Here is a 25,846-nt window from a genome sequence, read left to right on the forward strand (position 1 = left end):
GTGCGTTTACGACATGGTGGGGACGACGGACTCAAACAAGCAGCTGGCGCAAGGCCAGAAGAACCATGAAATGCGCGGGATAGAGCGCATACGCCCAGCGCCGCATGGGTGGCGCGTGGAGGTAAGTGGCGTGTCGCAACAGGAACATTCCGAGCAGTGGTGCGATCAGGCAGGTCGCAATGCCGAGGATGGCGACGATGTTGCCGAACTGCGCGGATTCGTAGAGCACCCGCCATTGATTCGCGGCCAGACACAGCAGACCCGGCAGCAGGCTGAAATACCAGGGTTTGCGAAACACCAGCAACATCGCCAGCGGCAGCAGAGCGCCGAACAGACCGAACATCAGTCGCTCCGGGAACATCGCCGCCAACAGCAAGGCGCTGACGCCCAGCAGTCGCGAAATCAGCGTTGGATCCTGCCAGCCCCGCGCCACCAGCAAGCCCAGCGCCAGCGTGGGCATCACATTCAACGTGTCGGGCTCGGGAATGTACAAACGGTAGGGAATTTCGCTGAGCAGACTGAACAGAAGCAGCCAGCCCAGATAGCGCCATTCGGTCTTGCGCGCGCCGTCCCGGGCCAGATTCGCCGCCATCGCCAGGCAGAACCATGGGAACGCCAGCCGTCCCGACACATACAGCCAATCGGCGCTGATCCCGACATATCGCAGGTGATCGAGCAGCATGCTCAACAGCGCCAGCCACTTGAGCAGATCGAGTGCGCCGTCGCGCTGGCTCAGGTGCATAATCGGCTCGCATCCCTGTAATGTTCTGACAGCGACATCCCGTGTGCTCCCCGGATGATCTTCGGTACAGTGCGCACCATCATTGACCCCACGAAGCGCCACAAGCGCCTCGATCACGGAAGCCGGCCATGACCGACAAGAGCCAACAATTCGCCAGCGACAACTACTCCGGTATCTGCCCCGAAGCCTGGGCTGCCATGGAACAGGCCAACCACGGCCACCAGCGCGCCTATGGCGACGATGAGTGGACAGCACGCGCCTCCGATTATTTCCGCAAGCTGTTCGAGACCGACTGCGAAGTGTTCTTCGCGTTCAACGGCACCGCCGCCAACTCGCTGGCGCTGTCGTCGCTGTGCCAGAGTTACCACAGCGTGATCTGCTCGGAAACCGCCCACGTCGAAACCGACGAATGCGGCGCACCGGAATTCTTCTCCAACGGTTCGAAACTGCTGATCGCCGGTACTGAAAACGGCAAGATCACCCCGGCCTCGATCCGCGAAGTCGCGCTCAAGCGCCAGGACATTCACTACCCGAAACCGCGCGTCGTGACCCTGACCCAGGCCACCGAAGTCGGCAGCGTCTACACCCCCGAAGAAGTCCGCGCCATCAGCGACACCTGCAAGGAACTGGGCCTGAACCTGCACATGGACGGCGCGCGCTTCTCCAACGCCTGCGCATTCCTCGGCTGCTCGCCGGCGGACCTGACCTGGAAGGCCGGCGTCGACGTGCTGTGCTTCGGCGGCACGAAAAACGGCATGGCGGTGGGTGAGGCGATCCTGTTCTTCAACCACAAACTGGCCGAAGACTTCGACTATCGCTGCAAACAGGCCGGGCAACTGGCCTCGAAGATGCGCTTTCTGTCGGCGCCGTGGGTCGGCATTCTGGAAAACGATGCCTGGCTCAAATACGCCCGCCACGCCAACCACTGCGCGCAACTGCTGGCCGAACTGGTCAGCGACATCCCGGGCGTGGAACTGATGTTCCCGGTCCAGGCCAACGGCGTGTTCCTGCAACTCTCGGAACCGGCCATCGCCGCCCTGACCGCGCGCGGCTGGCGCTTCTACACCTTCATCGGCAAGGGCGGTGCACGCTTCATGTGCTCGTGGGATACCGAGGAAGAGCGCGTGCGTGAACTGGCACGCGACATCCGCGAAGTCATGTCGGCCTGATTCCCTCCCCGTGGCGCGGGAGCCTGCTCCCCCGCCACCGCTCCTCCCCTCCCGTTTCAGCTCCATCGTCTACATTGTCTGTCGAGCCATCGCTCACATAACAATAAGCAGGAGCTTGCGCATGTCGCTAAAAGGCAAAACCTTGTTCATCACCGGCGCCAGCCGTGGCATCGGGCGCGAGATTGCGCTGCGGGCTGCACAGGACGGGGCCAATATCGTGATCGCGGCCAAGAGCGCCGAGCTGCACGCCAAGTTGCCCGGCACCATCCACAGCGTCGCCGCTGAAGTCGAAGCGGCCGGTGGCAAGGCTTTGGCGCTGCAACTGGATGTGCGGGATGAAGACGCGGTGCGTCAGGCGCTGGCCCAGGCCAATGAACATTTCGGTGGGATCGATGCGCTGGTGAACAACGCCGGGGCGATCAAGTTGACCGGTGTGCAGCACATCGAACTCAAGCGTTTCGACCTGATGCACCAGATCAACACCCGCGCGGTGTTGCTGTGCAGCCAGGCGGCCCTGCCCTATCTGAAGAAGTCCTCCGGACACATTCTCAACCTGTCACCGCCGCTGAACCTGGCCAGCAAATGGTTCGCGCAATACAGCCCCTACACCGTGACCAAGTACGGCATGAGCATGCTGACGGTGGGCATGAGCGAGGAATTCGCCAACTACGGGATCAGTGTCAATTCGCTGTGGCCGCAGACCATGATTGCCACGGCGGCGATCGAGTTTCAGCTGGGCAACCGGGAGTCGTTCAAGCATGCGCGGACGCCGGCGATCATGGCGGATGCGGCGCATGTGATTCTGGGCAGCAGCGGACGGCGGATTACCGGGCGGTTGTTGATTGATGAAGAGATTTTGCGCGAAAGCGGCGTGACCGGATTCGATCATTACCGTTTTGAACCGGGGAGTGATGCAAAGTTGATGACCGACCTGTTTATCGACTGAGCATTTTCAGAATCGACCTACACCAGGACCTACATAAACCAAACAGGCTTCGCCATAGACTTCCTCCTTTTTCGAGGAGTGCTGACTATGGCGAACCCTGCCTACATGACCATTACCGGCAAGACTCAAGGCCTTATTTCAGCCGGGTGTTCCACCCCGGAATCGGTCGGCAACAAATACCAGAAAGCCCATACCGATGAAATCATGGTGTTCGCCTTGAGCCATGAAATGCGCCGCGACAACAACCTCGGCAAAGCCATCCACCAACCGGTCATCATCACCAAAGCGGTCGACAAATCCTCCCCATTGCTGGCCCAGGCGCATTCGAACAGCGAAGAACTCGAATGCACAATCAGCCTTTACCGAACCTCGCCTCAAGGTCAGCAGGAGAAGTTTTATTCAATCTCCCTCGATGGGGCCGTTCTGGCTGAACTCTCGCAGGAAGTGCCCCACGTCATTCTGCAGAACGACGCCCAGCCTCAAGAACAACTGGCCATTCGTTACCGCGGGATCAGTTGGGTACACCACATTGCGGGCACCACCGGCTATACCTCGTGGGGCAGCCAGGATTGAACCCTCGACCACATGATCTCTGCGACGTTGAGGATGCCGCCGGCAACTTGCTCGGACAGGCGCTGACCGCCAGTGCTCGCCATCTGGCGTTCGGCATCGCGCGGGTGCAGTTCAATCAACGAGTCGCCTATTTCGCCAAGCGCATCACCGAGGAGGTTGCTGCCGGACGCCTGCCCCCGGAACAGGGAGTTCATGCGCTTGTGCAGGAACAACAAAACCTGCTGAACCAGTCTCGGGTCCTGCAGCAAAACAGGCACGGAGCGATCACCGGCACGACCAAGACACGACGCTTGTCGATGGTCCCGCAGCCTGCAGCCATTCCCGATCCGGAACGTTTGCTGCGGGCCGTTCACCAGCAGAACATGAAAGTGACACGCCTGAACTCAGCCCCGCTCTCCTCTCCGCGTCCGGTCAACGACCTGCGAATCGTCCCCCGCGAGCACTGGCCACAGGAATTGCCGGCGCCCGAAGAGCCGGGGTTCTATATCGTGCCGAAAAGCGTGTCCACCGAGGACCTTCAGGCGCAGCTGTTTCCGTCGCCAAACCCGAGTGTCATCGCCAAATTCAGAAGCCTGAATTCGCTGGAAGACGTTGTGAAAGCCGGATCGTTGATTGTCCTGAGCGACCCAAACAATCAGCAATGCACCTATGAAGAATCACTGCTGATGGAAACCGCGCACATCGTCAGCATGGCGCTTGAGCCGTTGACGATGGAGGAGGCGGACTTTTTTGCGCAGCACTATGAAGTCATCAGACGGACGCTTTCCGATGGGTCGAAAGTTATTGGTGTTGGTACTGCTATGGCCGCCAACCATCTGGACGGTATAAAAGCCGCCTTGAACGACATTGAGGCTTTGCATAACAGCACTATGAAGGCCAATGGAAGGCTGAATTCAAAGGTATTCAAAAAGCGGCGCGCCGAATTACTTCAACGGCTGGACGGACAGCTCACCGGATTGACGAAGAAAGTCATCGGCCTCCCTGATTACCCAAACCTCAAAATCGCTTTAGGTATCGAGCATCCACACCTGGTGCACCGCTGGAGGAAGGCTGGCGGCATCGGCCAGGCACCCGGATATGCCACTCACATTCAAGGCGTAGTGAAAGCCTCGCAATACGTCAAATATGGTGGCTGGATTGGTACGGCCGTAGGTGGCGGAGCTTCGGCAATGAAGGTTCAGGATGTCTGTACGAACGGGAGCGCCGAGGCATGCGAAAAGATGAAATACACCGAAGCCGGAAGCTTTCTGGGTGGAGCTGTCGGTTCTGCTGTGGGTACAAGTGCGGCCTCCACCATTTGCGTAGCAATCGGGGTATCCACCGCAGGAATCGCCGGGGTGCTGTGTGGGGTACTGGTTGCGGGAGCCGGATCCTTTACGGTCGGCTATATGAGCGAAAAAGGCGGCGAAATCGCCGGTGAATTGATTTACGAGAAAACCCGATGAGTTATGAAACTGCAAGAGATGCATTCATTATTCTAAACATCATAAATTTCGCCATACTCATAATAATTAACTGCATATCGCTATATATCGCAAAAACAAAAATAGAGCTAATAATCAGCAGCCTTCAGAACAGCTCAATTTTAAGCGGTCTCATGATGCTATGGCATGGCGGGATACATGGTCGAATCTACATGATGGGAGAAATTTTCGGTTTCTTGAAACGCCCAGAAGTCTACATTTACCAAGGAAAAGTGAGTGCAACAGATATTATAAATTTCCCACCAGACTTTAAACGCACGCTGCTGACACTATATAAATATCAGCGAATTTCCGGATTCATGTTTGTGTTCTTCGGGCTTCTCGCCGTACTCGAAATCATTTAAAACAGCAACTAATAATTCCCATACGATCTCCCGTATGGGAGATCGCCCCCAAGCCTCCAAACTGAATTTAATATTCGATCCGCACATCCCCCTTCGGCACACTGCAGCAAGAAAGAATGTACCCCTCCGCCTCGTCGTCCTCGGTGATCCCGCCGTTGTGATCCATCTCCACTTCGCCGCCCAGCTTGAGCACCTTGCACGTCCCGCAGATCCCCATGCCGCAGGCTTTCGGGATCATCAGGCCGACCTTGGCAGCCGCCGCATGAACGGTCTCGCCCGGGGCCACGCGGATGCTCTTGTCCGACGAGGTGAATTCCACCAGGTGCAGATCCGCCACCGGCACTTCCGGTGCTTCCGCTGCCTGTTCGGCCTGTTCCACCGCGTCGGCGCGGGCTTCCGGTGGCGTGGCGCCGAAGGATTCCTCGTGATAGCGCTTCATGTCGTAGCCGGCGTTTTCCAGCAGGCGCTTGACCGCCGTCATGTACGGCGTCGGGCCGCAGCAGAAGACTTCGCGTTCGAGGAAGTCCGGCACCATCAGTTCCAGCATCTTGTGGTTGAGGTAGCCGCGATAGCCGGCCCACGGCTCGCCCAGCCCGTGTTTCTCGCAGATCAGATGCAGACTGAAGTTGTCGATCCGCGACGCCATGTGTTCCAGCTCGCGGTGGTAAATGATGTCTTTCGGCGAGCGGGCGCTATGGATGAACGTCATGTCGACGTTGCCGTTGGTGTCATAGAACCAGCGCGCCATGGACATGCACGGTGTGATGCCGACACCGCCGCTCAGGTACAGCACTTTCGGGCTCGGAAAGTCGATGGCGTTGAACAGCCCGACCGGCCCGTGCACCGCCAGCTCCTGGCCTTCATGCAGGGTGTCGTGCAGCCAGTTGGATACCTTGCCCCCCGGCACCCGCTTGATGGTCACCGAAAAGCTGTACGGCACCGACGGCGAACTGGAAATGGTGTACGAACGCATGATCGGCTGCCCTTCGATCTCCAGTTCCAGGGTCACGAACTGCCCGGGCTTGAAGAAGAACAGGATCGGCTGGTCGGCCATGAAGCAGAAAGTGCGCACATCCCAGGTTTCCTGGATGACTTTGACGCAACGGACGATGTGTCGGCCATTGGCCCAGGTCTGGGTGGTGACCGGATTCAGGAAGCTGTTCGACATGCTGTTCTCCACGGCCGACTGTCGGCCTTCATGTGGCGATTCTGCGTATAGCGCGAACGCCCCGTTTACCTATCCGCGACATTGACATACTTATCGCGACCAGCCCCCAACCACCGGGGGTTGCGCGTCGGGAACAGATTGCACCATGTCGCCCATGGATAAGGTTCCGGGCAGCGGCGGCCCCACACTCGCCCCCAACACAAACAGATTCTTTACACCTTGCGCTGCAACCCTGATCAGCCACTTTCGCGGCCACGCAGATGGCCTTGAGGATTACATCGATGGACACCGCAAAAATCAGCCTGGGCGACCCGCTGGAACCCGCACGCAAGGCCACCGCACAAATGCTGCAGGAACGCGAGCGCACCTACTCCCTGCCGCAGCCGTTCTACAGTGACGAGCGGCTGTTCGATATCGACATGCAGGAGATCTTCCAGAAAGAGTGGTTGATCGCCGGCATGACCTGCGAGATCCCGGCCAAGGGCAACTACATCACCCTGCAGATCGGCAAGAACCCGATCATCGTCATTCGCGGCGCCGAAGGCGTGGTGCATGCGTTCCACAACGTCTGCCGCCACCGTGGCTCGCGCCTGTGCACCAGCGACAAGGGCAAGGTCGCCAAACTGGTCTGCCACTACCACCAGTGGACGTATGAGCTGGACGGTCGCCTGCTGTTCGCCGGCACCGAGATGGGCGCCGATTTCGACATGAAGCAGTACGGCCTCAAACCGGTGAACGTGAAGACCGCCGGCGGCTACATCTTCATCAGCCTGGCGGAGAACCCGCCGGCCATCGATGACTTCCTGTCGACGCTGAACCACTACATGGAACCGTACGACATGGAGAACACCAAGGTGGCGATTACCACCACCTTGATGGAGAAGGCCAACTGGAAACTGGTGCTGGAAAACAACCGCGAGTGCTACCACTGCGGCGGCTCGCACCCTGAATTGCTGAAAACCCTGCTGGAGTGGGACGACGTCACCGACCCGCGCGCCGATCAGGCGTTCAAGGATCACGTCGCCGCCTCCGCTGCTGCCTGGGAAGCCGAGAAGATCCCTTACGCCCACGCCAGTTTCGGCCTGCGCAACCGCATCGTGCGCATGCCGCTGCTCAAGGGCACCGTGTCGATGACCATGGACGGCAAACAGGGCTGCGCCAAGCTGATGGGCCGGATCAAGAACCCGGACCTGGGCTCGATGCGCATCCTGCACCTGCCGCACTCGTGGAACCACTGCATGGGCGACCACATCATCGTGTTCACCGTGTGGCCGATCAGCGCCCAGGAAACCATGGTCACCACCAAATGGCTGGTGCACAAGGATGCGGTCGAAGGCGTGGACTACGACGTCGAGCGCATGCGCCAGGTGTGGGACGCGACCAACGATCAGGACCGTCGTCTGGCTGAAGAGAACCAACGCGGGATCAACTCCACCGCATACCAGCCGGGCCCGTACTCCAAGACCTATGAGTTCGGCGTGGTCAACTTCGTGGATTGGTACAGCGAGCGGATGCTGAGCAACCTGGGGGCCGAGCCTGCGCCGTACCTCAAGGGGGTTCCGGTTCAGGGTTAAGCCCGCGCCGTTGAACAAAAAACCCGCAGACGTCGTCCGACGCTGCGGGTTTCTTTTTTCATGCCTTACGGCGCCATGATTCTCATGCTCGAAACCTGGCCATCCAGCGTATTGCTTGGACCGCCCCGAGTAACGCGATAGGCACCCGCGTTATAACTCCTCTCGAAGCTGCCAATAACCACTGGTGTAGTAATGTCGCTTAAAAAATCAACCCGTGCGTAACCCTGGTTTTCATTCATGTTTTTATTTCCATAGACCATGAAACTGGAGCCTGCCTTGGCTTTCAGAACCTTCGCGGAGCGCGCTTCATCGTTATCACAGTCACCACTGAAGTTGAATGCCCGGGTAGTCGCAAGGTTTACCGTACACACAACATTCTGAGTGGCGGAATTCCCCTCGTAGAACACTACGCTCGCGTCACGAAAGTCTCCTGGTGCAGGCGTTTTCCCTATCGAGATACGCGAGATTTTTCCATCCAGACCGTTATTATGAACATGGGTCACTTTGATATCGGCATTTTCAAAGTTGGATTCGAAACTGCCGAGTTTCACTGACTCATTGATTCCGATATCACGCTTCACATCTACATAAGTGTAATCATCACTGGTATTGCCACCGGTCGAGTCATAGACACTGAGACGCGTACCTTTGGCGATCCCGCGCAACTCAAGCGAGCGCGCTTCATCTCTCTCACAGCCCCGTGCAGGCAAGCTGAAATCAAGATCCTGCCCCGCCGGAACCACACAGACACTGTCACCGGTCTTGTCCACGTTGTTTTTCGAGTAGAAGTAGAAACCACCCTGGGTCAATGCGGCTGAATAGGGAAATGCATCGCCCGCCTGATTGAAATCAATCGTCATGAAGTTGGGCGCGGTGCGTTTGCCCAGTGCGCTTGCACAATGGTTATCCACACGGCGCTCAAGCCAGGTCAGGTTGTTGTCGGTGCTGCCCGCATGCAGCGATGTCGCGCCCCAGGAATGAAACTGGTTCATCACGAACAGTCGGGGCCATCTTTCAAAGCCACTCGCCGCGACCGTCGGATAGTAATTCGTCCAGCGCGACGGGCAGCTCCAATCATGATTGAGCGAAGTAACGCCCAAGTCCCAGTGGTTCTGGCTTTCCCACTGGTTATCGAGCAGTACATTGACGGTTTTGCCATTGACCGGATACGCGCCTTCATGTCTGTCGGTGAGAATCACCAAACGCTTTCCGCTGCCGATCATTTGTTCCAGAGTCGGCCAGGTGGCCGAGTTCCTGTAGGCCGCAGGATCAAATACCCAGTCCGCCAATCCCGGTACCTGACTGATCGCGCGAGTCAGGCTGGCCTTTTCCACCCGGGTTTCGAGCAACAGCGTTACCACGGCATTGGGATTACCGCGCAGGAAAGGCAGGAACACATTGTTCAACGTATCGGCAAACTTCGGGTCAGTGAAACTGCAAGTGCCCGTATCACCGGTATGGCACAGATAGGCATCCGTCACGCCCCCAACAGTACCGGGGTGCAAGTCCAGCATGAAACCACGAACGCCCCGATTGAGCTGAGTGCGCATGTCATCCAGATAACCATTGTGAGCAGTGACCCACGAATATTCGTTAAATGGCTTCTTGAAGTTATTGATACCCGGCGCAGTTTCAGCGGCGGACACTAACGACAAAGAACCAAGCTGGGTACACAAGAGCCCCAGCAACAACACTGTTTTCTTGATAGTAAACATCGTTCAATCTTCCATGATACAAGTCCCGACAATCGAATGACTGCCGGCAACTTATTAACCGAAAAATTAAACGAGCCGTATATCGAATATATCGTTCAGAATGTTGTTATCAGTTTGAAAAACAAAAATGCGCCCAATCGGGCGCACTTTAGTTAAATACACTAGATCGATCGCCAGCGAACTTCTCCATTCTCGGCGATAAACTCTTCAACAATGTTTTCCCCATCCAGTCGAATTTTCGCGTAGCCGTTCAACACCCGCAGCGGATAGTCCGGATCGTTTGCATCCTTCGTCTCCGAAAACAGCACCCGCGAATGTCCGTTCAGCTCGCTGGTGGTGCCGTAAGGAATCGCTCCGTGGCCGGCACAACGCGCATGCAGTCCACCTTGCGGCGCGTAGACGATACCGTTGTGCAGGTGCCCCCAGTACCAGTAATCCGGCTCGCGCCCCAGTGCATCGCACACCGGTTGATACAGCGCGGTCTTGTTGTGCCCGGTGATGTCGAAGCCCTGATGGTGGCTGAGCACCATGAGTTTCTTGCGTTTCGGCAAGCCCTTCATCCACTCGATCTGCGGCTTGTTCAGCGTGCCGTCCATGTACAGGTTCATGACGTCCGAGGCGTACGCCGTGTCCAGCCCGACAATCAGCCAGTCGTCGTTGATCAGGGCAAAGTAGCTGGTGCCCTGCTGCCCCGGAAAACGCGCGGCCAGCTCCTTGAAATAGCCGTGGGCGCCGCTGTACATCTCGTGGTTGGAATTGAGGGTGAACGAGCCGTGGGTGCCCATCGGCCAGCCCGCCATGTCGGTGTCTTCCTGGGAGTGGGTACCGGCGTAATAGACATCCCCCAGGTGAATGGTGAAATCGGCATTGGCCAGTTGCATCTGGTTGGCCACCGACACCGCCGGCGCATGGCTGTTGAACGGCCCCGTGCCCCAGTCGCCGGCAATTGCCAGCGTCACTTCGCGTTCCATTTTCACCAGCGCCGGATCGGTGCCGAAGGTTGCGTGATGGCGCAGGTTTTCGATCCACTTGAGCAGCGCCTCGCTCCACAGCAGATCCAGCAGCTCCCACTTGCGACAGCCCAGCAGCGTGCCGTCCTTGAGCACCTTGGTTTGCAGTTGATCGGGCGATTGCGGCAGCGGCGTCGCGTTGCCGATGCGCAGGATCGACAGGCCATGGGACAACTCCCACGGCACCGCCGGCTCGTCGTCCGGCAGCTCGCCGTGCTTGAGCACGTATTGCGCCTGATCGTGACCGCGCTGGAGCAACTTGATGATGGCCTCGAATTCCTTGGGTTCGAGCTCGCTGATGAGCTTCATCCAGGCCATTTCGATGCGCGTGAACAAGCCGTGCAGGCGCACCTTGACCTTGTCGTATTCGTGTTTCAGATGACCGACCGCTGACATGACGTAATCCTCTATCCGTAAGGGTTCACAGGGTTTTCATGAATTCGATCAGCGCACGCTTGTCGTCGTCCGACAGCGTCGTGCCGTACAGGTGACCGCTGTTGTGATTGCCTTCCAGGCGCGTGTCGTAGGTGAAATCCGCCGAGGCTTTGGCCTGGGCGCCGCTGGTGACGAAGCCGACGTTGACCGGGTCGTAGACATCGGAGCCGGTGATGAACACCTGCGGACGTTTTTCCGGCGGTTGCAGCAAGTCCCACAGGGTCGGCACCGAACCGTTGTGCAGGTACGGCGCACGCAGCCAGATGCCGTCGGTGGGCGTGTTGCTGTAGCTCTGGGTCTTGCGATAGGCGCCGAAATCGAACGGCGGTTTCTTGAAGGTGTGGAACGCTGCCACCAGGCCGGTGGTGAACGAGTTCAGCCGGTGCGGATCGGTGCCGAGCTGGTCGATGTTGGTGGTGACTTGCCCGGTGTCGACGCGACCGAAATCGTGACAACCCGCGCAGTTAGCCTCCCACACCGGTTTGCCTCGGGCGACTTTTGCCTGATCCAGTGCCCACGGCCACGCCGGCGCCTTGTGTCCGAGCAGCCAGTTGGTCACCCGGTTGAAACTCGGCGGCAGCACCGATTCCGGCGTCGCGCCCACGGCCATCGCGGCGGCGTAGTTGCGCTCGTGGATCTTGTTGTTATTGCCGTCCCAGTGCAGGTACATCGATTCCCGGGGTTTCTGGTTCCACACTTGCGGCAGGTCGACGGTGCCGATGGTCGAGTCATCCGGGAAGCCGAACACCACCATTTTCGTCGGGTTGAAAGTGTCGGTGCGCCCCGGCCCCTGTTGCGGGCGCAGCTTCTGCCAGGCGTAGGCCTGCTTCTGTTTGAGCAGCGCGGTCTTGGCCATCGGGATGATCAGGTAGCGGTTGTAGATCCGCTCGAAAAAGCCGAGCTGGAACTTGCTGTTGATCGCCGCCATCACCGCGTCAGTGGTGAATTTCGGATCGCTGGCGCAATCGTAGGCGAACCACTGGAAAGCTTGCAGTTGCAGAGTGTTGGCCGGGGCGCTCGGTACATTCACCGCGACGTCGCTGGCATTCGCCCGGTAGGAACCCGTGTGGCAAAGCGCGCAGTTCGGCTCGACGGTCGGGTAGCCGATCTGTCGCTTGGCCATGCCGATCGGCAGGTCCTTGCCGTTCTCGAACAGGAAACCGAAGACTTCCCAGCCGCCGGGTTTCGGCAGTTTTTCCGGGCACATCTGCGGCAATACCGAGAACAGGTAATAGGGAATCCGCGCTTCGATACCCAGGCCAATCGCGGCGTATTTGTAGTGATCTTCGTCGGAGGCGTAATCCTGCTCCGGCACCACGCGCAGCATCTGGTACCAAGTCTGGTAACCGATGAACGCCAGCAGCGCCACGACGACCAGCGTGCCGACCTTGAACGCGTGACTCTGCCACTGCCGCGCCCACGCCGCCCGCCATTCGCGCCAGCCGTCACAGAGCAGCGCCAGTGGCCGGTTTTCAGGCGTGGTGCCGAGGTACAGCAGGATGCCGAGGATCAGGAAGAAACTCAGGTCGCCCATCAGCATCGGCACGAACACCGAGCCCTGGCTGCTGGTGTTGATCAGGTAGATCCAGAACGCCACGGCGATCAGCCGCGTCAGCACGCACAGCCAGGAATGCACCACGTAGCGCGGCGCGTTGAAGCCCGACGGCATGTAGAACACGCTGATGCCGACCAGCAGCATCCCGGCGTTTTCCAGCCACGGGTCGGAGAGTTGCGGCGGCAGGCCGACCACCGATGTCAGCAACCCCGGCGCGAACAGCGCCGGGATCGCGAACACCATGTTCATCGCAATGCCGAGCCAGATGAAGCGTTGAAACCAGCGGATGTAGCTGTCCATGTCATCCATTTCCTTGTGCAAACCCGAGAGATGTATTGCCTGACCTACCGCCTTCGCGAGCAAGCCCGCTCCCACATTGGACTGGGGTGTCTGCTGATTTTGTGTCTGGCACAAAACCTGTGGGAGCGGGCTTGCCCGCGAAGCGGACGACTCGGTCCGAGATCAACCGAGGGCTGTTTTCTCCAGGTGTTCAAGGATGATCGGATACACATCGACCACCGCGTTCTTGCCGAACATGCAATCGATGTGGCCGTAACCCGGCACCACATGCCGGCTGTAGCGTTCCGGCCCGTGCTGCTCGCAAACCCGCTGATAAGTCTTGAGCGTGCTTTCCGGCAGATAACACTGGTTGTCGGCACCGCTGATGAAGCAGATCGGCATGGTCAGCCGATCAAAGTGCGGCATGTACACGTCGTGCCCTTTGAAATCCACCAGATGCCCTTTGCGCACGATCAGCGCCAGGTGTTCGAAGGTCTCGATGTTCGACTCGCCGAACAGTTCGTGCAGGTTGTCGTGCAGGGTTTCGTTGAGGGTGTCGTGGCGGTACAGCGAGGCATACATGAAGGTGATGCGGTGGCACACCGGGTTGGTGCAATAGCCCTGGGCTTCGATCCGCGCGTAGCCGTTGAGCGCCTTGTCGTAGAGCCGGTTGAACCAGTTCTCCTTGCTGTCGGCATAGGCGGTCATCGATTTGATACCGATCGCATCGAGCATCCCCGGCAGGTGCAGACCGGCCTTCAGCCCCGTTGCCGTCGCGACCACCGTGTCGGCGGCAATCTGCGAGCAGACCACCGAACGCACGCCCTGCAAACCGGCGAGCAGCGACATGAAGAAGGTCGTGGCGCCGTAACAATGCACCACGCACTGCACGTCCTTGGCTTGGGTTTCCTGCTGGATCTGTGCGATGGCGGCCTTGAAGTCGTACTGGGCAATCTGGTCGCCGTTCCACTCCTTCTTGCTTGCCGGCAGCAGGATGCTCACCCGGAAGTCCAGCAGCCACACGTCGTAGTCATGTTTGCAGAGAAACTCCAGCAGGTTGGTCTGGATCGTATCGGTAGAAAAGATGTTCGAGCCCACACCCAACCCGTGCACCAGCATCACCGGGCCTTTGCTGCCGGCCTGATAGCGGCTCAGGCGCAACTGCACGCCGTCTTCGGTGGAGAAGAAATGCACGGCCGGCGTCGGCGCATCCAGTGGCCGTTTCAGCCGTGGCGGCGCGTCGGGGTTGAAGTATTTGTCACCGGCAAACACCCCGCCATAACTCTCCCAGAGAATCCCGGCGAAGAACTTGCCGAACCGCGCCAGCCCTTCGATGCGCTCACGCTCGTTGCGCGCATTGAGGACTTTCATGGTGGTCATCTGCTTGGCGAAATCGGTCGGTTTGATGTGCATCACCCCGGAGCCGATCACTTCGCCGGTCTTGTCCGGCCCGCGATACAGCGTCACGTAGAGGGTGCTGGTGTCGTGCCAGATATTCAGCACGCCGTTGTCTTCCGGCACGGTCTTGAAGGCGCTGAAGAAATAATCGCGGCCGTCCTCGGCGGTCAGCTTCATGTCGTACTTCATGTGGCGCGTATCGACCTGCTGCTCGAACTGCTCGAACAGGTTGAACACGCCGTTGCTGGCGGTCAGCGGTTCCGGCGACAGCGCCGGGGCGATCACCGTGCCGACGATGGTCGCGGCGTGTTCCGGTTCCTTGATCATCCGGTTGAGGTCATTGGCGGTGATGGTCAGGGTGAAGTCGATCGGCGAGTTGTCCGCTTCGCCGCGTTTGGCTGCCGCCTCATAAACCTTCAAGTCGGTGCTTTGCGCGGCGGTGAAAGCGCGAGAGAAGTAGCCCTTCATGGTTTCGGTGAACTGCACGCCGAGGGTCGGCGGCGCGGTCTGTTTGCGCGGCGCCGATGGCAGCGTGTAGTCGATCGTCCAGCCACGATCGGCGGCCAGCAGGCCCATGTTCCGCTCGCTCACGGCGGAGATGGTCAGCAGCGGATTGACTGCCAGTGAGGTCGGGATCACCGCGCCGTCGGTCACGTACAGGTTGACGTAGACATCGGTGCCACTGGCGCCACTGAACACCTGCCCCTTGTGGTTGACCACGCCTTGTCCGGCGTCTTCGCCCATCACGCAACCGCCCAGCGGATGCACCGAGACGATGCTGTGCTTGAGCAGTTTGGTCCAGATCGGATTCTCGACCCAGATTCCGCCCAGGGCCTTGGTGCTCTGGTACAGCCGTTCGTTGCCGATCTTGAAGTTTTCCTGCTCGCCGACACCCGGCCAGTCGATGCGCAGTTGATCCTTGCTGTCGAGGACCATGCGTCCCTGGCCGCTGTCGTGGCTCATGATCAGGTAAGTCTGCATGTTGTGCAGCGCGCCGTGATACGGGCCACGCAGGAAGCTTTCGGCTTCGCGCTCCTTGTACTTCACTTTTCCGCTGAAGCTGTCGTCGGTGGGCTTGCCGATCATCTCGGCGAACCCGGCCATCGCCGGCACCATCGGCCGGCCAAGCGCGCCGGGGATCGAACCTTCCTCGATGACCATGCGACTGCTGCGGTCACCCTCGGTGCGCATGTCGATGATCGAGGTGATGCACGGGCCGACCGGTTGCATTTCCTTGGCCGAGTGCGCGCCGAAGCCGATGCCGTTGATGGTCTGCTCGCAGTTATGGCCGAAGCCGAGGATGTCGCCATTGCCGCTCATGTTTTCGCCGAGCTGGCCGGACATCACCAGGCCCTTATCCCGCGAGCGCAGCAGAATTTCGGTGGAGCCGAGGGTGCCCGCGGAGACCACAACAATGTCGGCCTTCACGAACAAGGTCGGTGCGTCGAATTTCTCGCGACCACTGTCGAGGTACTGGAAGTGCACGATCCAACCGTTTCCGTCGCGCTCCAGATGCCGCACCTGCGCCTGGCAGAAAATCTCCGCGCCGTGATTGGTGGCGTCCGGCAGGTAGTTCATCAGCGTGGTGTTCTTGGCCTTGTTGTTACAGCCCGAAACGCAGTCGCCGCAGTGGTTGCACGGCAGTTGCTCGACGCCGACGTGGTTGAGGTTGTTGGGCAGTTTGTCGAAGGTCACGTTGATCGGCGGCTTGTAGAAGTGCGCACCTTGCTTGAGGAAGTCTGCGGATTTTTTGTTGGCATCAAGCTTCGGCAGGTTCGGCGAGGTGCTCGGGTAGGGATTGGGCTTGAGCATCTCCCGGGCCTTTTGGTAACCCAACTGGAGCAAGCCGTCGTGGTCCTCGCGCACCGCCAATGGCCAGCGCGGATCCTGGAACACATCAACGGTCGGCTCCAGGGAAACGTTGGCATTGATCAGCGATGTGCCGCCGAGGCCGCAACCGACCACCACGTTCTGCTGAGCGTTGACGTGCAGGTCGAACAGACCGGTGCGCGAGCCGATGTGGCCGTCCGGATCGTGTACCTGCAATTCCTCGGTCGCGGCGATCATGGTGTTGGGGTATTCGCCGGGCTGGATTTCCCGACCGCGTTCCAGCAGACAGACCTTTTTACCGGCCCGGGACAGGCGCGACGCGGCAATGCCGCCGCCGTACCCGGAGCCGATGACGATCACGTCGTAGTGTTCCTTGATTTCGCTGATGGGCGTTGCGATCCGTGTCATGAGGTGGTTCCTCTCTCAGGCAGATGGGGCAACTCTGCGGTTGCCTGCAATCAATGGGCGAACGGGCACCTGGCCTTCGGGGAATCCCGACGGCAGTACAGCGGTTTGGGCAGGAATCAGGCGCTACAGACGGGCGTGCTGATTGGCGGCACGACGCAACGTGCGCTTTCGCGGCGAAGGTGCCGGCAGCGCGCGGAGCGTGCAGGGATTGAGGGGTAAGCGGTGTGGCTGGGTATCCATCACGCGTTCTCCCTGAACCAGATGTGGATAAGTGACGGCTGTCCTTGTGCCATTGCAGTGAAGACAGGCACCGGATCGAAGTCAAGGCAGCCTCTTAGAACTGTATGAAATCTGATCAATTGCCTTTTGGACTAAGCCCGCCGGGGGTTGCAGGGTTTGGCGAACAAGTTATCCACATAGACACCCACAGCTAATGGGGACAACTGTGGATGACCTGGAAAAATAATCGGGGTTTTGTGAAGAAAATTCGTGACTTATCCAGAAGCAGGGTTTGCATTAGCGATTGAGCATTTTATGACCAATCCACCACATGGCACGGATTACGTGGCTTGCAGAGGATGGCGAACACCTTATCCACAGAAGCGCCAACAGAGTTCGGGGGTAACTTGTCGGGTGCTGTGGAAAAGCGCTGGAGGCGTTGATAAATCGGGGTTTGCGTGGAGGTTGGTGGGTTAAAACGCTGAATTGAACGTTTTTTGATCAGATCCTTGTAAGCCACGGTTTATATGGCTTGCAGCGGATAGCGAACATCTTATCCACAGAAGCGCCAACAGAGATTGGGGGCAAGTCTGGGAGTTGTTCTGGGGAAAAACTCAGAAAAAACCGCGAGTTAGGCTGGTTGTTTTTTGATCTTGGTGCTGGAGGGCTTGGTTTGTATGGGGTTTGGAGAGGGGTGAACATGTTATCCACAGAGTGGTTAACAGGGATTGTGTGTAATTTCCAGTGAGTGGGTGGCTTGTGACCGCTGCCCTCACCCCAGCCCTCTCCCGGGGGGAGAGGGAGCCTACGGTGGTGATCTCGCGAGGTACATCGACCTGAGCCTTCATCGTGACCTCAGGTTTTCTCGAATCAGGTGAGAGAGTGATCGAGGCTTGGCGAACCAAGGTCACCGCTCTGGTCGCAGGTCGATGTAAATGGCCTATACACCTCGGTCAGTCCCCTCTCCCTCCGGGCGGTCCGACGTTTCGGGAGGGCTAGGGTGAGGGGCTTCTAGCGGACAACACCTTCTTCGATCAACAACTTCAAAATCGCTTCAGCTCCGGCCTCAGCAGTCACACCCTTGAGCACCTGCCCCCCACCCCCACTGGCCTTCGCCGTCGCCGCCTTCATCCGGTCAGCCCCGCTCTTGGCCTTGATCACCTTCAACCGTTTCGGCCGGGGCTTGGCCGGTTGCAGGGTCGCCACCGCCAGCAATTCGTCATCCACCACTTCCACATCTTTAGCCTGGAGAGCGCCACGCCGCGCCGGGCCGTAAGCACTTTGCCGAGGCTTGGGCGCAGCGTTATCCACAGTCGCCAGAAACGGCAGGCGCACCTTCAACCGGCGGCGCTGCCCACGGGGCAACGCTTGCAGCACCAGCGCCGAGCCATCGTTGATCGACTCGACCTGCGCCAACCCCACCACCAGCGGCCAGCCCAAGCCTTCGGCCAGCAGGAACGGCAGCATCCCCGAACCTTCACCGGTTTCCGCCTGGCTGCCGGTCAACACCACTTGGGCACCGGCATCACGCAGATAGTCGGTCAACGCCGGCAACGCGTCGGCACCGGCCGGTTGTTCCAGCACATGCATCTGCGCAAGCCCCATGCCCAGATAGGCGCGCAGCGCCGGTTCCGCGATGTCGCCGGCATGCAGCACTTGCAGGCTGTCCCCCGCCAGTTGCAGGCCGAGCTCCACCGCGCGGGCGTCCTGATCGGCGCGGCGCGGGCGGCCGGAGGTCGGGTGGGCGCCGATTGAAACCAGACTGATGATCTTTGTGCTCATAACCGTTCCTTAAGCCGCATCGCGCTTGGCTTCGTTGCGGTAAGCCTCTACCGCCGCGATCAAGGCCTGAAGAATTTCCGCGCTTTCGCCGATCACCGACAGGTCGGCACGCTTGATCATGTCGCAACCCGGATCGAGGTTGATCGCCACCACCTTGTCGCAGGCACCGATACCTTGCAGGTGCTGGATCGCCCCGGAAATCCCCACGGCCACGTAAACCCGCGCGGTGACCCAGGTGCCGGACGCGCCGACCTGACGGTCGCGGGCCATGAAGCCATCGTCCACTGCCACCCGCGAAGCGCCTTCGGTGGCACCGAGGGCCGCGGCGGTCCTGTGGAAAAGATCCCAGTCCTTGACCCCGTTGCCGCCGGAGAAGATGAACTCCGCTTCGGCCATCGGAATCGCTGCCGGATCCACCGCCACCGCACCCAGATCCTCGATCCGCGAGAGGCTGCGCGCGACGGGTGTGGATAACTCCACCGGCAGCGCTTCGTGACGGGTTTCGCTGACCGGTTCGGCACATTCGGCGGACGCCAGAATCAGCCGCGCGACTGGACGGGCAAGATCCTGCAACCCGGCACCGGCGCGGCCGATGCACTCCTGATCCTTGACCTGCCACACCCGTGTCGCCGGGCGTTCACCCAGTGCAGCAGCAAAGCGCCGACCGAGTTCGCCGCCACCGCTGCGGCTGTCCGGCAGCAGCCAGTGACGCGGGTTGAACTGGTTATCCACAGCCCGCAGGCCCTGGATCCGTTGCTCCGGTGCATAACCGCTGAATTCTTCACCTTCCAACACCAGCAAGCGGTCAACGCCCGCCGTGGCGAAAGCGTTTTCCTTGTGCTCGCCGAACACCACGGCCAGCACCGCACCGTCGCTGCCGGCCAGTTGATGAGCCAGGCCGAGCAGGTCGCGGTCGTGGCTGCTCAAGCGGCCGCCGACCATGTCCGGCACCACGCTGATGTAGAACGCCGGGGCCGGCACCTGATGCAGCGGCAATTGCACCTCGACCGCTGCCGAACGCTTGACCGCCCCGCCCTGCTGGGCGCCGCTGCGATCGATGCGCTTGATGCCGTTCGGCCCGATGAAGCCGATGCCGTGCAGGTTCTTGCGGATGATCCCGTTGGGGCCCATCCAGCTGTGTTGCGCCGGTTGCATGGCCGCGTGCAGCGGGTGCAGGCGGTTGCGTGCGATCCATTCGGCGCGGGGGTCGCGGCGGATAATGTCACTCATCAGTGGGCCTCCGCAGGTTCACGTTTGGCCGGGGTGGCCGGCTTGTTCGGCGCGGCGTCTTCGAGCAGCGCGTCGGCCACCAGTTCGGCGATGTCCTTGATCAGCGGACGCGGTTCGACCACGCCTTCGAGCATCGCCGTGCACTGTGGACAACCCACCGCCACCAGCTCGGCGCCGGTCTCGCGGATGTCTTCCATGCGCATGTCGGGGATCCGCTGCTTGCCCGGAATGTCGGTGATCGGCGCTCCGCCACCGCCGCCGCAGCAGCGTGAACGGAAGCCGGAACGTTGCATTTCCTTGATCTCGATGCCGAGAGCGCGCAGCACTTCGCGCGGCGCCTCGTACTCGCCGTTGTAGCGACCGAGGTAGCACGGATCGTGATAGGTCACGCTGTTGCCTTTGTGCTGACCGAGGTTCAGCGCGCCGGCCTGGATGATTTCCGCCAGGTAAGTGCTGTGGTGCTGCACGAGGTAGTTGCCATCGAACGCGCCGTACTCGTTTTTCAGCACATGGAAGCTGTGCGGATCGCAGGTAACGATGCGATTGAAGCTGTATTTGGCCAGGGTCTGGATATTGCGTTTGGCGAGCAGCTGGAAGGTCGCTTCGTCACCCAGACGTCGGGCCACGTCGCCGCTGTCGCGTTCTTCCAGACCCAGCACCGCGAAGTCGACCTTGGCCGCTTTCAGCACTTTGACGAACGCACGCAGAGTGCGCTGATTGCGCATGTCGAAGGCACCGTCGCCGACCCAAAACAGCACATCGGTGGACTTCTTCTCGCTGAGCAGATTGAGGTTCAGGTCCGCCGCCCAGTTCATCCGTCCGCCCGGGGCGAAACCGCCGGGGTTGTCGGTGGCAATCAGGTTTTCCAAGACTTCGGCGCCCTTGTTCGGGGTCGCGCCTTTTTCCAGGGTCAGGTGCCGGCGCATGTCGACGATGGCATCGACGTGCTCGATCATCATCGGGCATTCCTCGACGCAGGCGCGGCAAGTGGTACACGACCACAGGGTTTCGGCATCGACCAGACCGTTGACGATCGGTTGGTGCGGATTGCCGCTGTGTTCGCCCACTGGTTTGCCCGGATACGGGCTGCCGGCGAACTTGGCATCGGTGCCGCCGGCGAGGCCGACGACCATGTCCTGAATCAGTTTTTTCGGGTTCAGCGGCTGGCCGGCGGCGAACGCCGGGCACGCGGCTTCGCACTTGCCGCACTGCACGCAGGCGTCGAAACCGAGCAACTGGTTCCAGGTGAAATCCTTGGGTTTCTCCACGCCCAGCGGCGCGGTCGGATCATTCAGGTCCAGCGGTTTCAAACCGGTGGAGCGGCCGCCGCCAAAACGTTCGGCGCGACGGTGCCAGGCCAGGTGCAACGCACCGGCGAAGGCGTGTTTCATCGGGCCGCCCCAGGTCATGCCGAAAAACAGCTCCGACACGCCCCACAGCACGCCGATCCCGAGAATCACTGCGAGCACCCAGCCGCCGAAGTTCTCCGGCAGGATCCCGGCCACCGGCAAGGTCACCAGGAAGAACGAAGCCGAGAACGCCAGCAGGCTTTTCGGCAGGCGCATCCACGGGCCTTTCGACAGCCGCGACGGCGGGTTGAGGCGACGCCGATAAACGAAGATCGCCCCGACGAACATCACCGCCGTCATCAGCAGCAACGCGTAGCCGAGGATGCGGTTATGCAGGCCGAAACCGTGAACCAGAATCGCCAGCACGATCGACGCCACCGCCCCGCCCGCCGTGGCGACGTGGGTGTTGGCGATGTATTTGTCCCGCGCCACCACGTGGTGCAGATCGACCATGTAACGCTTGGGCATGGCGAACAGGCCGCCGATCAGATCGACCTTCGAGGCCCGGCCCCGGCGCCACATGGCCACCCGCCGCAACGCCCCCAGCACCGCGAGGGCCAGGGCTGCGAACAACAGGATTGGAAGAAGGGTGTTCAACATGGTGAAGCTCCCAAAGACCGCAAGGTCAGTGATCGTTCCCACGCTCTGCGTGGGAATGCAGCCCGGGACGCTCTGCGTCCCAAGAGCGGACGCAGAGCGTCCATTGATGCGTTCCCACGCGGACGGTTCGACGCCTCGACGTGGGAACGATCAGGCCTAGAGCGTTTAGAAGTCTTTGCACAACCGCAGGGCGTCGTAGATAGCGGCGTGGGTATTACGCTGCGCCACGCAGTCACCGATGCGGAACAGCAAGTAACCGTCGCCATTGCTGCTCAACGAAGGTTGCGGCTGGATCGCGAACAGCGCCTCGACGTCGATCTGGCCCTTGTTGCGCGAGCCGTCCTTGAGGGCGTAGTAGATTTCTTCGTCCGGGCGCACGCCGTTCTCGACGACCACCTGATCCACCACCCGCTCCTCTTTGGCGCCGGTGTATTCGTTCTCCAGCACGGCGACGAGCTTGTCGCCTTCGCGGTAGACCTTCTCCAGCATCATGTCGCCGGTCATGATCACTTCTTTCGGGTACATGCTGCGGTAGTAGGTCGGGAACGACGTACCGCCGATGGCCACGCCCGGCTTGATATCGTCGGTGACGATCTCGACCTGGCTGCCCTTGTCGGCGAGGAAGTCGGCCACCGACATCCCGGTGAACTCGCAAATGGTGTCGTAGACCAGCACGTTCTTGCCCGGCGCGACCTTGCCGTCGAGCACGTCCCAGCTGCTGACCACCAGCCCTTCGGCGGCGCCCCAGTGTTCGTTCTGTTCCAGGTACGGGTGACCGCCGACGGCCAGCACCACGATGTCCGGGCGCAGGTCCATGATGGTGTCGGCGTCCGCCGCAGTGCCCAGACGCAGATCGACTTTCAGCCGCGCCAGCTCCAGCTGGAACCAGCGAGTGATACCGGCAATCTGGTCACGCTGCGGTGCTTTCGATGCCGTGGTGATTTGCCCACCGATGAATTCTTTCTTCTCGAACAGGGTCACGTCGTGGCCACGTTCGGCCGCCACGCGAGCAGCTTCCATCCCCGCCGGACCGGCACCGACGATCACCACCTTGCGCTTCGGCCCGGTGGATTTCTCGATGATGTGCGGCACGCCCATGTATTCACGGGAAGTCGCGGCGTTCTGGATGCACAGCACGTCCAGACCTTGATACTGACGGTCGATGCAGTAGTTGGCGCCGACGCATTGTTTGATCTGGTCGATCTGACCCATCTTGATCTTGGCGATCAGGTGCGGGTCGGCGATGTGGGCGCGGGTCATGCCGACCATGTCGACGTAACCGCCCTCCAGAATCCGCGTGGCCTGGTTCGGATCCTTGATGTTCTGCGCGTGCAGCACCGGAACCTTGACCACTTCCTTGATCCCGGCCGCCAGGTGCAGGAATGGCTCCGGCGGATAACTCATGTTCGGAATCACGTTGGCCAAGGTGTTGTGGGTGTCGCAACCCGAGCCGACGACGCCGATGAAATCGAGCATGCCGGTGTCGTCGTAATACTTGGCGATCTGCTTCATGTCTTCGTGGGACAGACCGTCCGGGTGGAACTCGTCGCCGCAGATACGCATGCCGACGCAGAAGTCGTCACCCACTTCGGCGCGCACGGCTTTCAGGACTTCCAGACCGAACTTCATGCGGCCCTCGAAAGTGCCGCCCCATTCGTCGGTACGTTTGTTGACCCGTGGGCTCCAGAACTGGTCGATCATGTGCTGGTGCACGGCCGACAGTTCAACACCGTCCAGGCCGCCGGCCTTGGCGCGGCGCGCGGCTTGCGCGTAGTTGCCGATCACCCGCCAGATTTCTTCCGGCTCGATGGTTTTGCAGGTGGCGCGGTGCACCGGTTCGCGGATGCCCGACGGCGACATCAGGGTCGGCCAGTGGAAACCGTCCCAACGGGAGCGACGGCCCATGTGGGTAATCTGGATCATGATCTTGGCGCCGTGCTTGTGCATGGCGTCGGCGAGGTTCTGGAAGTGCGGGATGATCCGGTCGGTGGACAGGTTCACCGAACTCCACCATTGCTGCGGGCTGTCGATCGCCACCACGGACGAACCGCCACAGATCGCCAGGCCGATGCCGCCCTTGGCTTTCTCTTCGTAATATTTGACGTACCGCTCGGTGGTCATGCCGCCGTCGGTCGCGTAGACCTCGGCGTGCGCGGTGCTGAGCACGCGGTTGCGGATGGTCAGTTTGCCGATCTGGATCGGCTGGAACATTGCTTCGAAAGCCATGGCGGGTTCCTCGACTTACAACGGCTTGACGGTGAACAGGCCGTCGTCGTGGCCTTCTTCGGAGCCACCGTAAACCTGCTCGGCCACGGTGCGGATCTTGCTGCCGCGAGCGGCGAGGATCTGGTCCATGGCACCGGCAAACCAGCCGGTGAACATGTAGTCGACCTTGCGCCCGACCTTGCCGTAGACGTAGACGAACGCCGAGTGTTCGAGCTTGACGCTGCAGGTGCCTTTGTCGAGATCGATGTCCTGGATCTTGAACAGGCCCCAGCCGCGCTGCGACAGGCGCTTCATGTAATGCTCGAACACCGCCACGCCTTCCAGGCCGTGGCATTCGGCTTCTTTTTCACACCAGTGCCAGGCGGATTTGTAGCCGGCCTTGTAGAGGATTTCGGCATAGGCGTCGGCGCCCAGCACTTCCTCGATGCCCATGTGGTTGTTGACGAAGAAATGCCGTGGCACGTACAGCATCGGCAAGGCGTCGGAGGTCCAGACACCGGTCTCGCTGTCGACTTCGATTGGCAATTGCGGGGCGATCTTGGCCATGGAAACTTAACTCCAGAAAAATTTTGGTGTTGCCCCCGGCGCGGACGGCCGGGGGAAAGTATTCGGGAAGCGGCGGCTTACTCGCCCCAGACGTCTTTCAGGACGTTGACCCAGTTTTCGCCCATGATCTTGCGCACGACTCGTTCGGAGTGGCCGCGCTTGAGCAGGGTTTCGGTCAGGTTCGGGAACTCGCCGACGGTGCGGATGCCCAGCGGGTTGATGATCTTGCCGAAGTTGGTCAGACGGCGGGCGTAGCCCTTGTCGTGGGTCAGGTATTCGAAGAAGTCCTGACCGTGACCCTGGGTGAAGTCGGTGCCGATGCCGATGGCGTCTTCGCCGACCAGGTTCATGGTGTATTCGATGGCTTCGGCGTAGTCGTCGATGGTCGAATCGATGCCCTTGGCGAGGAACGGCGCGAACATGGTCACGCCGACGAAACCGCCGTGGTCAGCAATAAACTTAAGCTCTTCATCGGACTTGTTGCGCGGGTGCTCTTTCAGCCCCGACGGCAGGCAGTGGGAATAGCAGACCGGTTTTTTCGATTCGAGGATGACTTCTTCGGAAGTCTTGGAGCCGACGTGGGACAGGTCGCACATGACGCCGACACGGTTCATCTCGGCGACGATTTCGCGACCGAAACCCGACAGGCCCCCGTCACGCTCGTAGCAACCGGTGCCCACCAGGTTCTGGGTGTTGTAGCACATCTGCACGATGCCGACGCCGAGCTGCTTGAACACCTCGACATAGCCGATCTGGTCTTCGAACGCATGGGCGTTCTGGAAGCCGAAGAGGATGCCGGTCTTGCCCTGCTCCTTGGCCTTGCGGATGTCGGCGGTGGTGCGGACGGGGATCACCAGGTCGCTGTTTTCACGAATCAGTTTCTGGCTGGCAGCGATGTTATTGACCGTGGCCTGAAAGCCCTCCCACACCGACACGGTGCAGTTGGCCGCCGTCAGACCGCCCTTGCGCATGTCTTCGAACAGCTCGCGGTTCCATTTGGCAATGATCAGACCGTCGATAACGATGCTGTCGGCGTGTAATTCGGCTGGGCTCATCAGGCGTCCCCTTATTGGCGATTCATGCGCCGAATCGTCTGCCGGCGCTTTGGGGCCAGCATATGCCTCGGTGCGCGACCAGCCGGGTGCAAAAACGACAGGGGAATTGCCGAAAGCGTCAATCCGCGACAAAGGGTCGCCAACCGGTCCGACCGGCCACCTGTTCAAGCCCGCGAGCTTGAGCCAGAATCTGCCGCATCCCGGAAACA

The 25,846-nt window shown here is 60.3% G+C and carries 17 protein-coding genes; 5 read left to right on the forward strand and 12 right to left on the reverse strand.

Features of this window, described 5'->3' with window-relative positions:
• Positions 1 to 31: 31 nt before the first annotated feature.
• Positions 32 to 742 carry a TraX family protein gene (locus tag AC1RT4_RS06960; protein WP_493084615.1) on the reverse strand — a complete coding sequence of 237 codons (711 nt, stop codon included), beginning with the start codon at positions 740 to 742 and terminating at the stop codon, positions 32 to 34.
• A gap of 128 nt (positions 743 to 870) precedes the next feature.
• Between AC1RT4_RS06960 and AC1RT4_RS06965 the strand changes: the two genes are divergently transcribed.
• The 4 genes from AC1RT4_RS06965 to AC1RT4_RS06980 all read left to right on the forward strand — a co-directional run bounded on the left by AC1RT4_RS06965 (position 871) and on the right by AC1RT4_RS06980 (position 4,875).
• A complete protein-coding gene (locus AC1RT4_RS06965; protein ID WP_007959802.1) occupies positions 871 to 1,911 on the forward strand; it encodes a threonine aldolase family protein in 1,041 nt (346 codons plus the stop codon).
• Between the two features lie 121 nt (positions 1,912 to 2,032).
• Entirely contained in the window at positions 2,033 to 2,857 is an 825-nt protein-coding gene (locus tag AC1RT4_RS06970; RefSeq protein WP_493084618.1) for an SDR family oxidoreductase, read from the forward strand.
• Between the two features lie 87 nt (positions 2,858 to 2,944).
• Complete coding sequence (locus AC1RT4_RS06975) at positions 2,945 to 3,430, forward strand: Hcp family type VI secretion system effector (RefSeq protein WP_493084620.1); 486 nt, start codon at positions 2,945 to 2,947, stop codon at positions 3,428 to 3,430.
• A complete protein-coding gene (locus AC1RT4_RS06980; RefSeq protein WP_493084622.1) occupies positions 3,427 to 4,875 on the forward strand; it encodes a hypothetical protein in 1,449 nt (482 codons plus the stop codon). The genes AC1RT4_RS06975 and AC1RT4_RS06980 overlap by 4 nt, the downstream gene beginning before the upstream one ends.
• Positions 4,876 to 5,325: 450 nt before the next feature.
• Here the strand turns inward: AC1RT4_RS06980 and gbcB are convergent, their stop codons facing one another.
• Complete coding sequence (gene gbcB, locus AC1RT4_RS06985; RefSeq protein WP_493084624.1) at positions 5,326 to 6,426, reverse strand: glycine betaine monooxygenase reductase subunit; 1,101 nt, start codon at positions 6,424 to 6,426, stop codon at positions 5,326 to 5,328.
• A 281-nt stretch (positions 6,427 to 6,707) separates the two neighbouring features.
• Between gbcB and gbca the strand changes: the two genes are divergently transcribed.
• Positions 6,708 to 8,000 (forward strand): glycine betaine monooxygenase oxygenase subunit, encoded by a 1,293-nt coding sequence (gene gbca, locus AC1RT4_RS06990; protein ID WP_127800304.1) that lies wholly within the window; start codon positions 6,708 to 6,710, stop codon positions 7,998 to 8,000.
• 65 nt (positions 8,001 to 8,065) lie between these two features.
• On the opposite strand, the gene AC1RT4_RS06995 is transcribed toward gbca, so the two are convergent.
• From AC1RT4_RS06995 to AC1RT4_RS07040, 10 genes are all read right to left on the reverse strand, one after another.
• Positions 8,066 to 9,715, reverse strand: coding sequence for a phosphoinositide-specific phospholipase C-related protein (locus tag AC1RT4_RS06995; RefSeq protein WP_493084626.1), 1,650 nt, complete (start codon positions 9,713 to 9,715; stop codon positions 8,066 to 8,068).
• 161 nt (positions 9,716 to 9,876) lie between these two features.
• Positions 9,877 to 11,121, reverse strand: coding sequence for a metallophosphoesterase family protein (locus AC1RT4_RS07000; RefSeq protein WP_493084628.1), 1,245 nt, complete (start codon positions 11,119 to 11,121; stop codon positions 9,877 to 9,879).
• Positions 11,122 to 11,146: 25 nt separating this feature from the next.
• A complete protein-coding gene (locus AC1RT4_RS07005; RefSeq protein ID WP_493084630.1) occupies positions 11,147 to 13,015 on the reverse strand; it encodes a c-type cytochrome in 1,869 nt (622 codons plus the stop codon).
• Between the two features lie 162 nt (positions 13,016 to 13,177).
• On the reverse strand, positions 13,178 to 16,630 hold the full coding sequence (locus AC1RT4_RS07010; protein WP_493084631.1) for a GMC family oxidoreductase N-terminal domain-containing protein: 3,453 nt from the start codon (positions 16,628 to 16,630) through the stop codon (positions 13,178 to 13,180).
• 1,230 nt (positions 16,631 to 17,860) lie between these two features.
• Positions 17,861 to 18,631, reverse strand: a complete 771-nt coding sequence (gene etfB, locus AC1RT4_RS07015; RefSeq protein ID WP_493084633.1) for an electron transfer flavoprotein subunit beta — start codon at positions 18,629 to 18,631, stop codon at positions 17,861 to 17,863.
• A gap of 9 nt (positions 18,632 to 18,640) precedes the next feature.
• On the reverse strand, positions 18,641 to 19,861 hold the full coding sequence (gene etfA, locus AC1RT4_RS07020; protein ID WP_493084635.1) for an electron transfer flavoprotein subunit alpha: 1,221 nt from the start codon (positions 19,859 to 19,861) through the stop codon (positions 18,641 to 18,643).
• Positions 19,861 to 21,810 (reverse strand): dimethylglycine demethylation protein DgcB, encoded by a 1,950-nt coding sequence (dgcB, locus tag AC1RT4_RS07025; RefSeq protein ID WP_493084637.1) that lies wholly within the window; start codon positions 21,808 to 21,810, stop codon positions 19,861 to 19,863. The genes etfA and dgcB overlap by 1 nt, the downstream gene beginning before the upstream one ends.
• 165 nt (positions 21,811 to 21,975) lie before the next feature.
• A complete protein-coding gene (gene dgcA, locus AC1RT4_RS07030) occupies positions 21,976 to 24,036 on the reverse strand; it encodes a dimethylglycine demethylation protein DgcA (RefSeq protein ID WP_007959780.1) in 2,061 nt (686 codons plus the stop codon).
• Between the two features lie 15 nt (positions 24,037 to 24,051).
• Positions 24,052 to 24,582, reverse strand: a complete 531-nt coding sequence (locus tag AC1RT4_RS07035) for a DUF5943 domain-containing protein (RefSeq protein ID WP_007959778.1) — start codon at positions 24,580 to 24,582, stop codon at positions 24,052 to 24,054.
• Between the two features lie 77 nt (positions 24,583 to 24,659).
• A complete protein-coding gene (locus AC1RT4_RS07040) occupies positions 24,660 to 25,637 on the reverse strand; it encodes a dipeptidase (RefSeq protein ID WP_039768004.1) in 978 nt (325 codons plus the stop codon).
• Between the last annotated feature and the right edge of the window lie 209 nt (positions 25,638 to 25,846).

This window comes from Pseudomonas sp. GW821-FHT11D10, from assembly GCF_058808435.1.

Coding starts and splice junctions, on each gene's coding strand:
- AC1RT4_RS06960 (WP_493084615.1), bottom strand. CDS start 742: ATGCACCTGAGCCAGCGCGACGGCGCACTCGATCTGCTCAAGTGGCTG.
- AC1RT4_RS06965 (WP_007959802.1), top strand. CDS start 871: ATGACCGACAAGAGCCAACAATTCGCCAGCGACAACTACTCCGGTATC.
- AC1RT4_RS06970 (WP_493084618.1), top strand. CDS start 2,033: ATGTCGCTAAAAGGCAAAACCTTGTTCATCACCGGCGCCAGCCGTGGC.
- AC1RT4_RS06975 (WP_493084620.1), top strand. CDS start 2,945: ATGGCGAACCCTGCCTACATGACCATTACCGGCAAGACTCAAGGCCTT.
- gbcB (WP_493084624.1), bottom strand. CDS start 6,426: ATGTCGAACAGCTTCCTGAATCCGGTCACCACCCAGACCTGGGCCAAT.
- gbca (WP_127800304.1), top strand. CDS start 6,708: ATGGACACCGCAAAAATCAGCCTGGGCGACCCGCTGGAACCCGCACGC.
- AC1RT4_RS06995 (WP_493084626.1), bottom strand. CDS start 9,715: ATGTTTACTATCAAGAAAACAGTGTTGTTGCTGGGGCTCTTGTGTACC.
- AC1RT4_RS07000 (WP_493084628.1), bottom strand. CDS start 11,121: ATGTCAGCGGTCGGTCATCTGAAACACGAATACGACAAGGTCAAGGTG.
- AC1RT4_RS07005 (WP_493084630.1), bottom strand. CDS start 13,015: ATGGACAGCTACATCCGCTGGTTTCAACGCTTCATCTGGCTCGGCATT.
- AC1RT4_RS07010 (WP_493084631.1), bottom strand. CDS start 16,630: ATGACACGGATCGCAACGCCCATCAGCGAAATCAAGGAACACTACGAC.
- etfB (WP_493084633.1), bottom strand. CDS start 18,631: ATGAGCACAAAGATCATCAGTCTGGTTTCAATCGGCGCCCACCCGACC.
- etfA (WP_493084635.1), bottom strand. CDS start 19,861: ATGAGTGACATTATCCGCCGCGACCCCCGCGCCGAATGGATCGCACGC.
- dgcB (WP_493084637.1), bottom strand. CDS start 21,810: ATGTTGAACACCCTTCTTCCAATCCTGTTGTTCGCAGCCCTGGCCCTC.
- dgcA (WP_007959780.1), bottom strand. CDS start 24,036: ATGGCTTTCGAAGCAATGTTCCAGCCGATCCAGATCGGCAAACTGACC.
- AC1RT4_RS07035 (WP_007959778.1), bottom strand. CDS start 24,582: ATGGCCAAGATCGCCCCGCAATTGCCAATCGAAGTCGACAGCGAGACC.
- AC1RT4_RS07040 (WP_039768004.1), bottom strand. CDS start 25,637: ATGAGCCCAGCCGAATTACACGCCGACAGCATCGTTATCGACGGTCTG.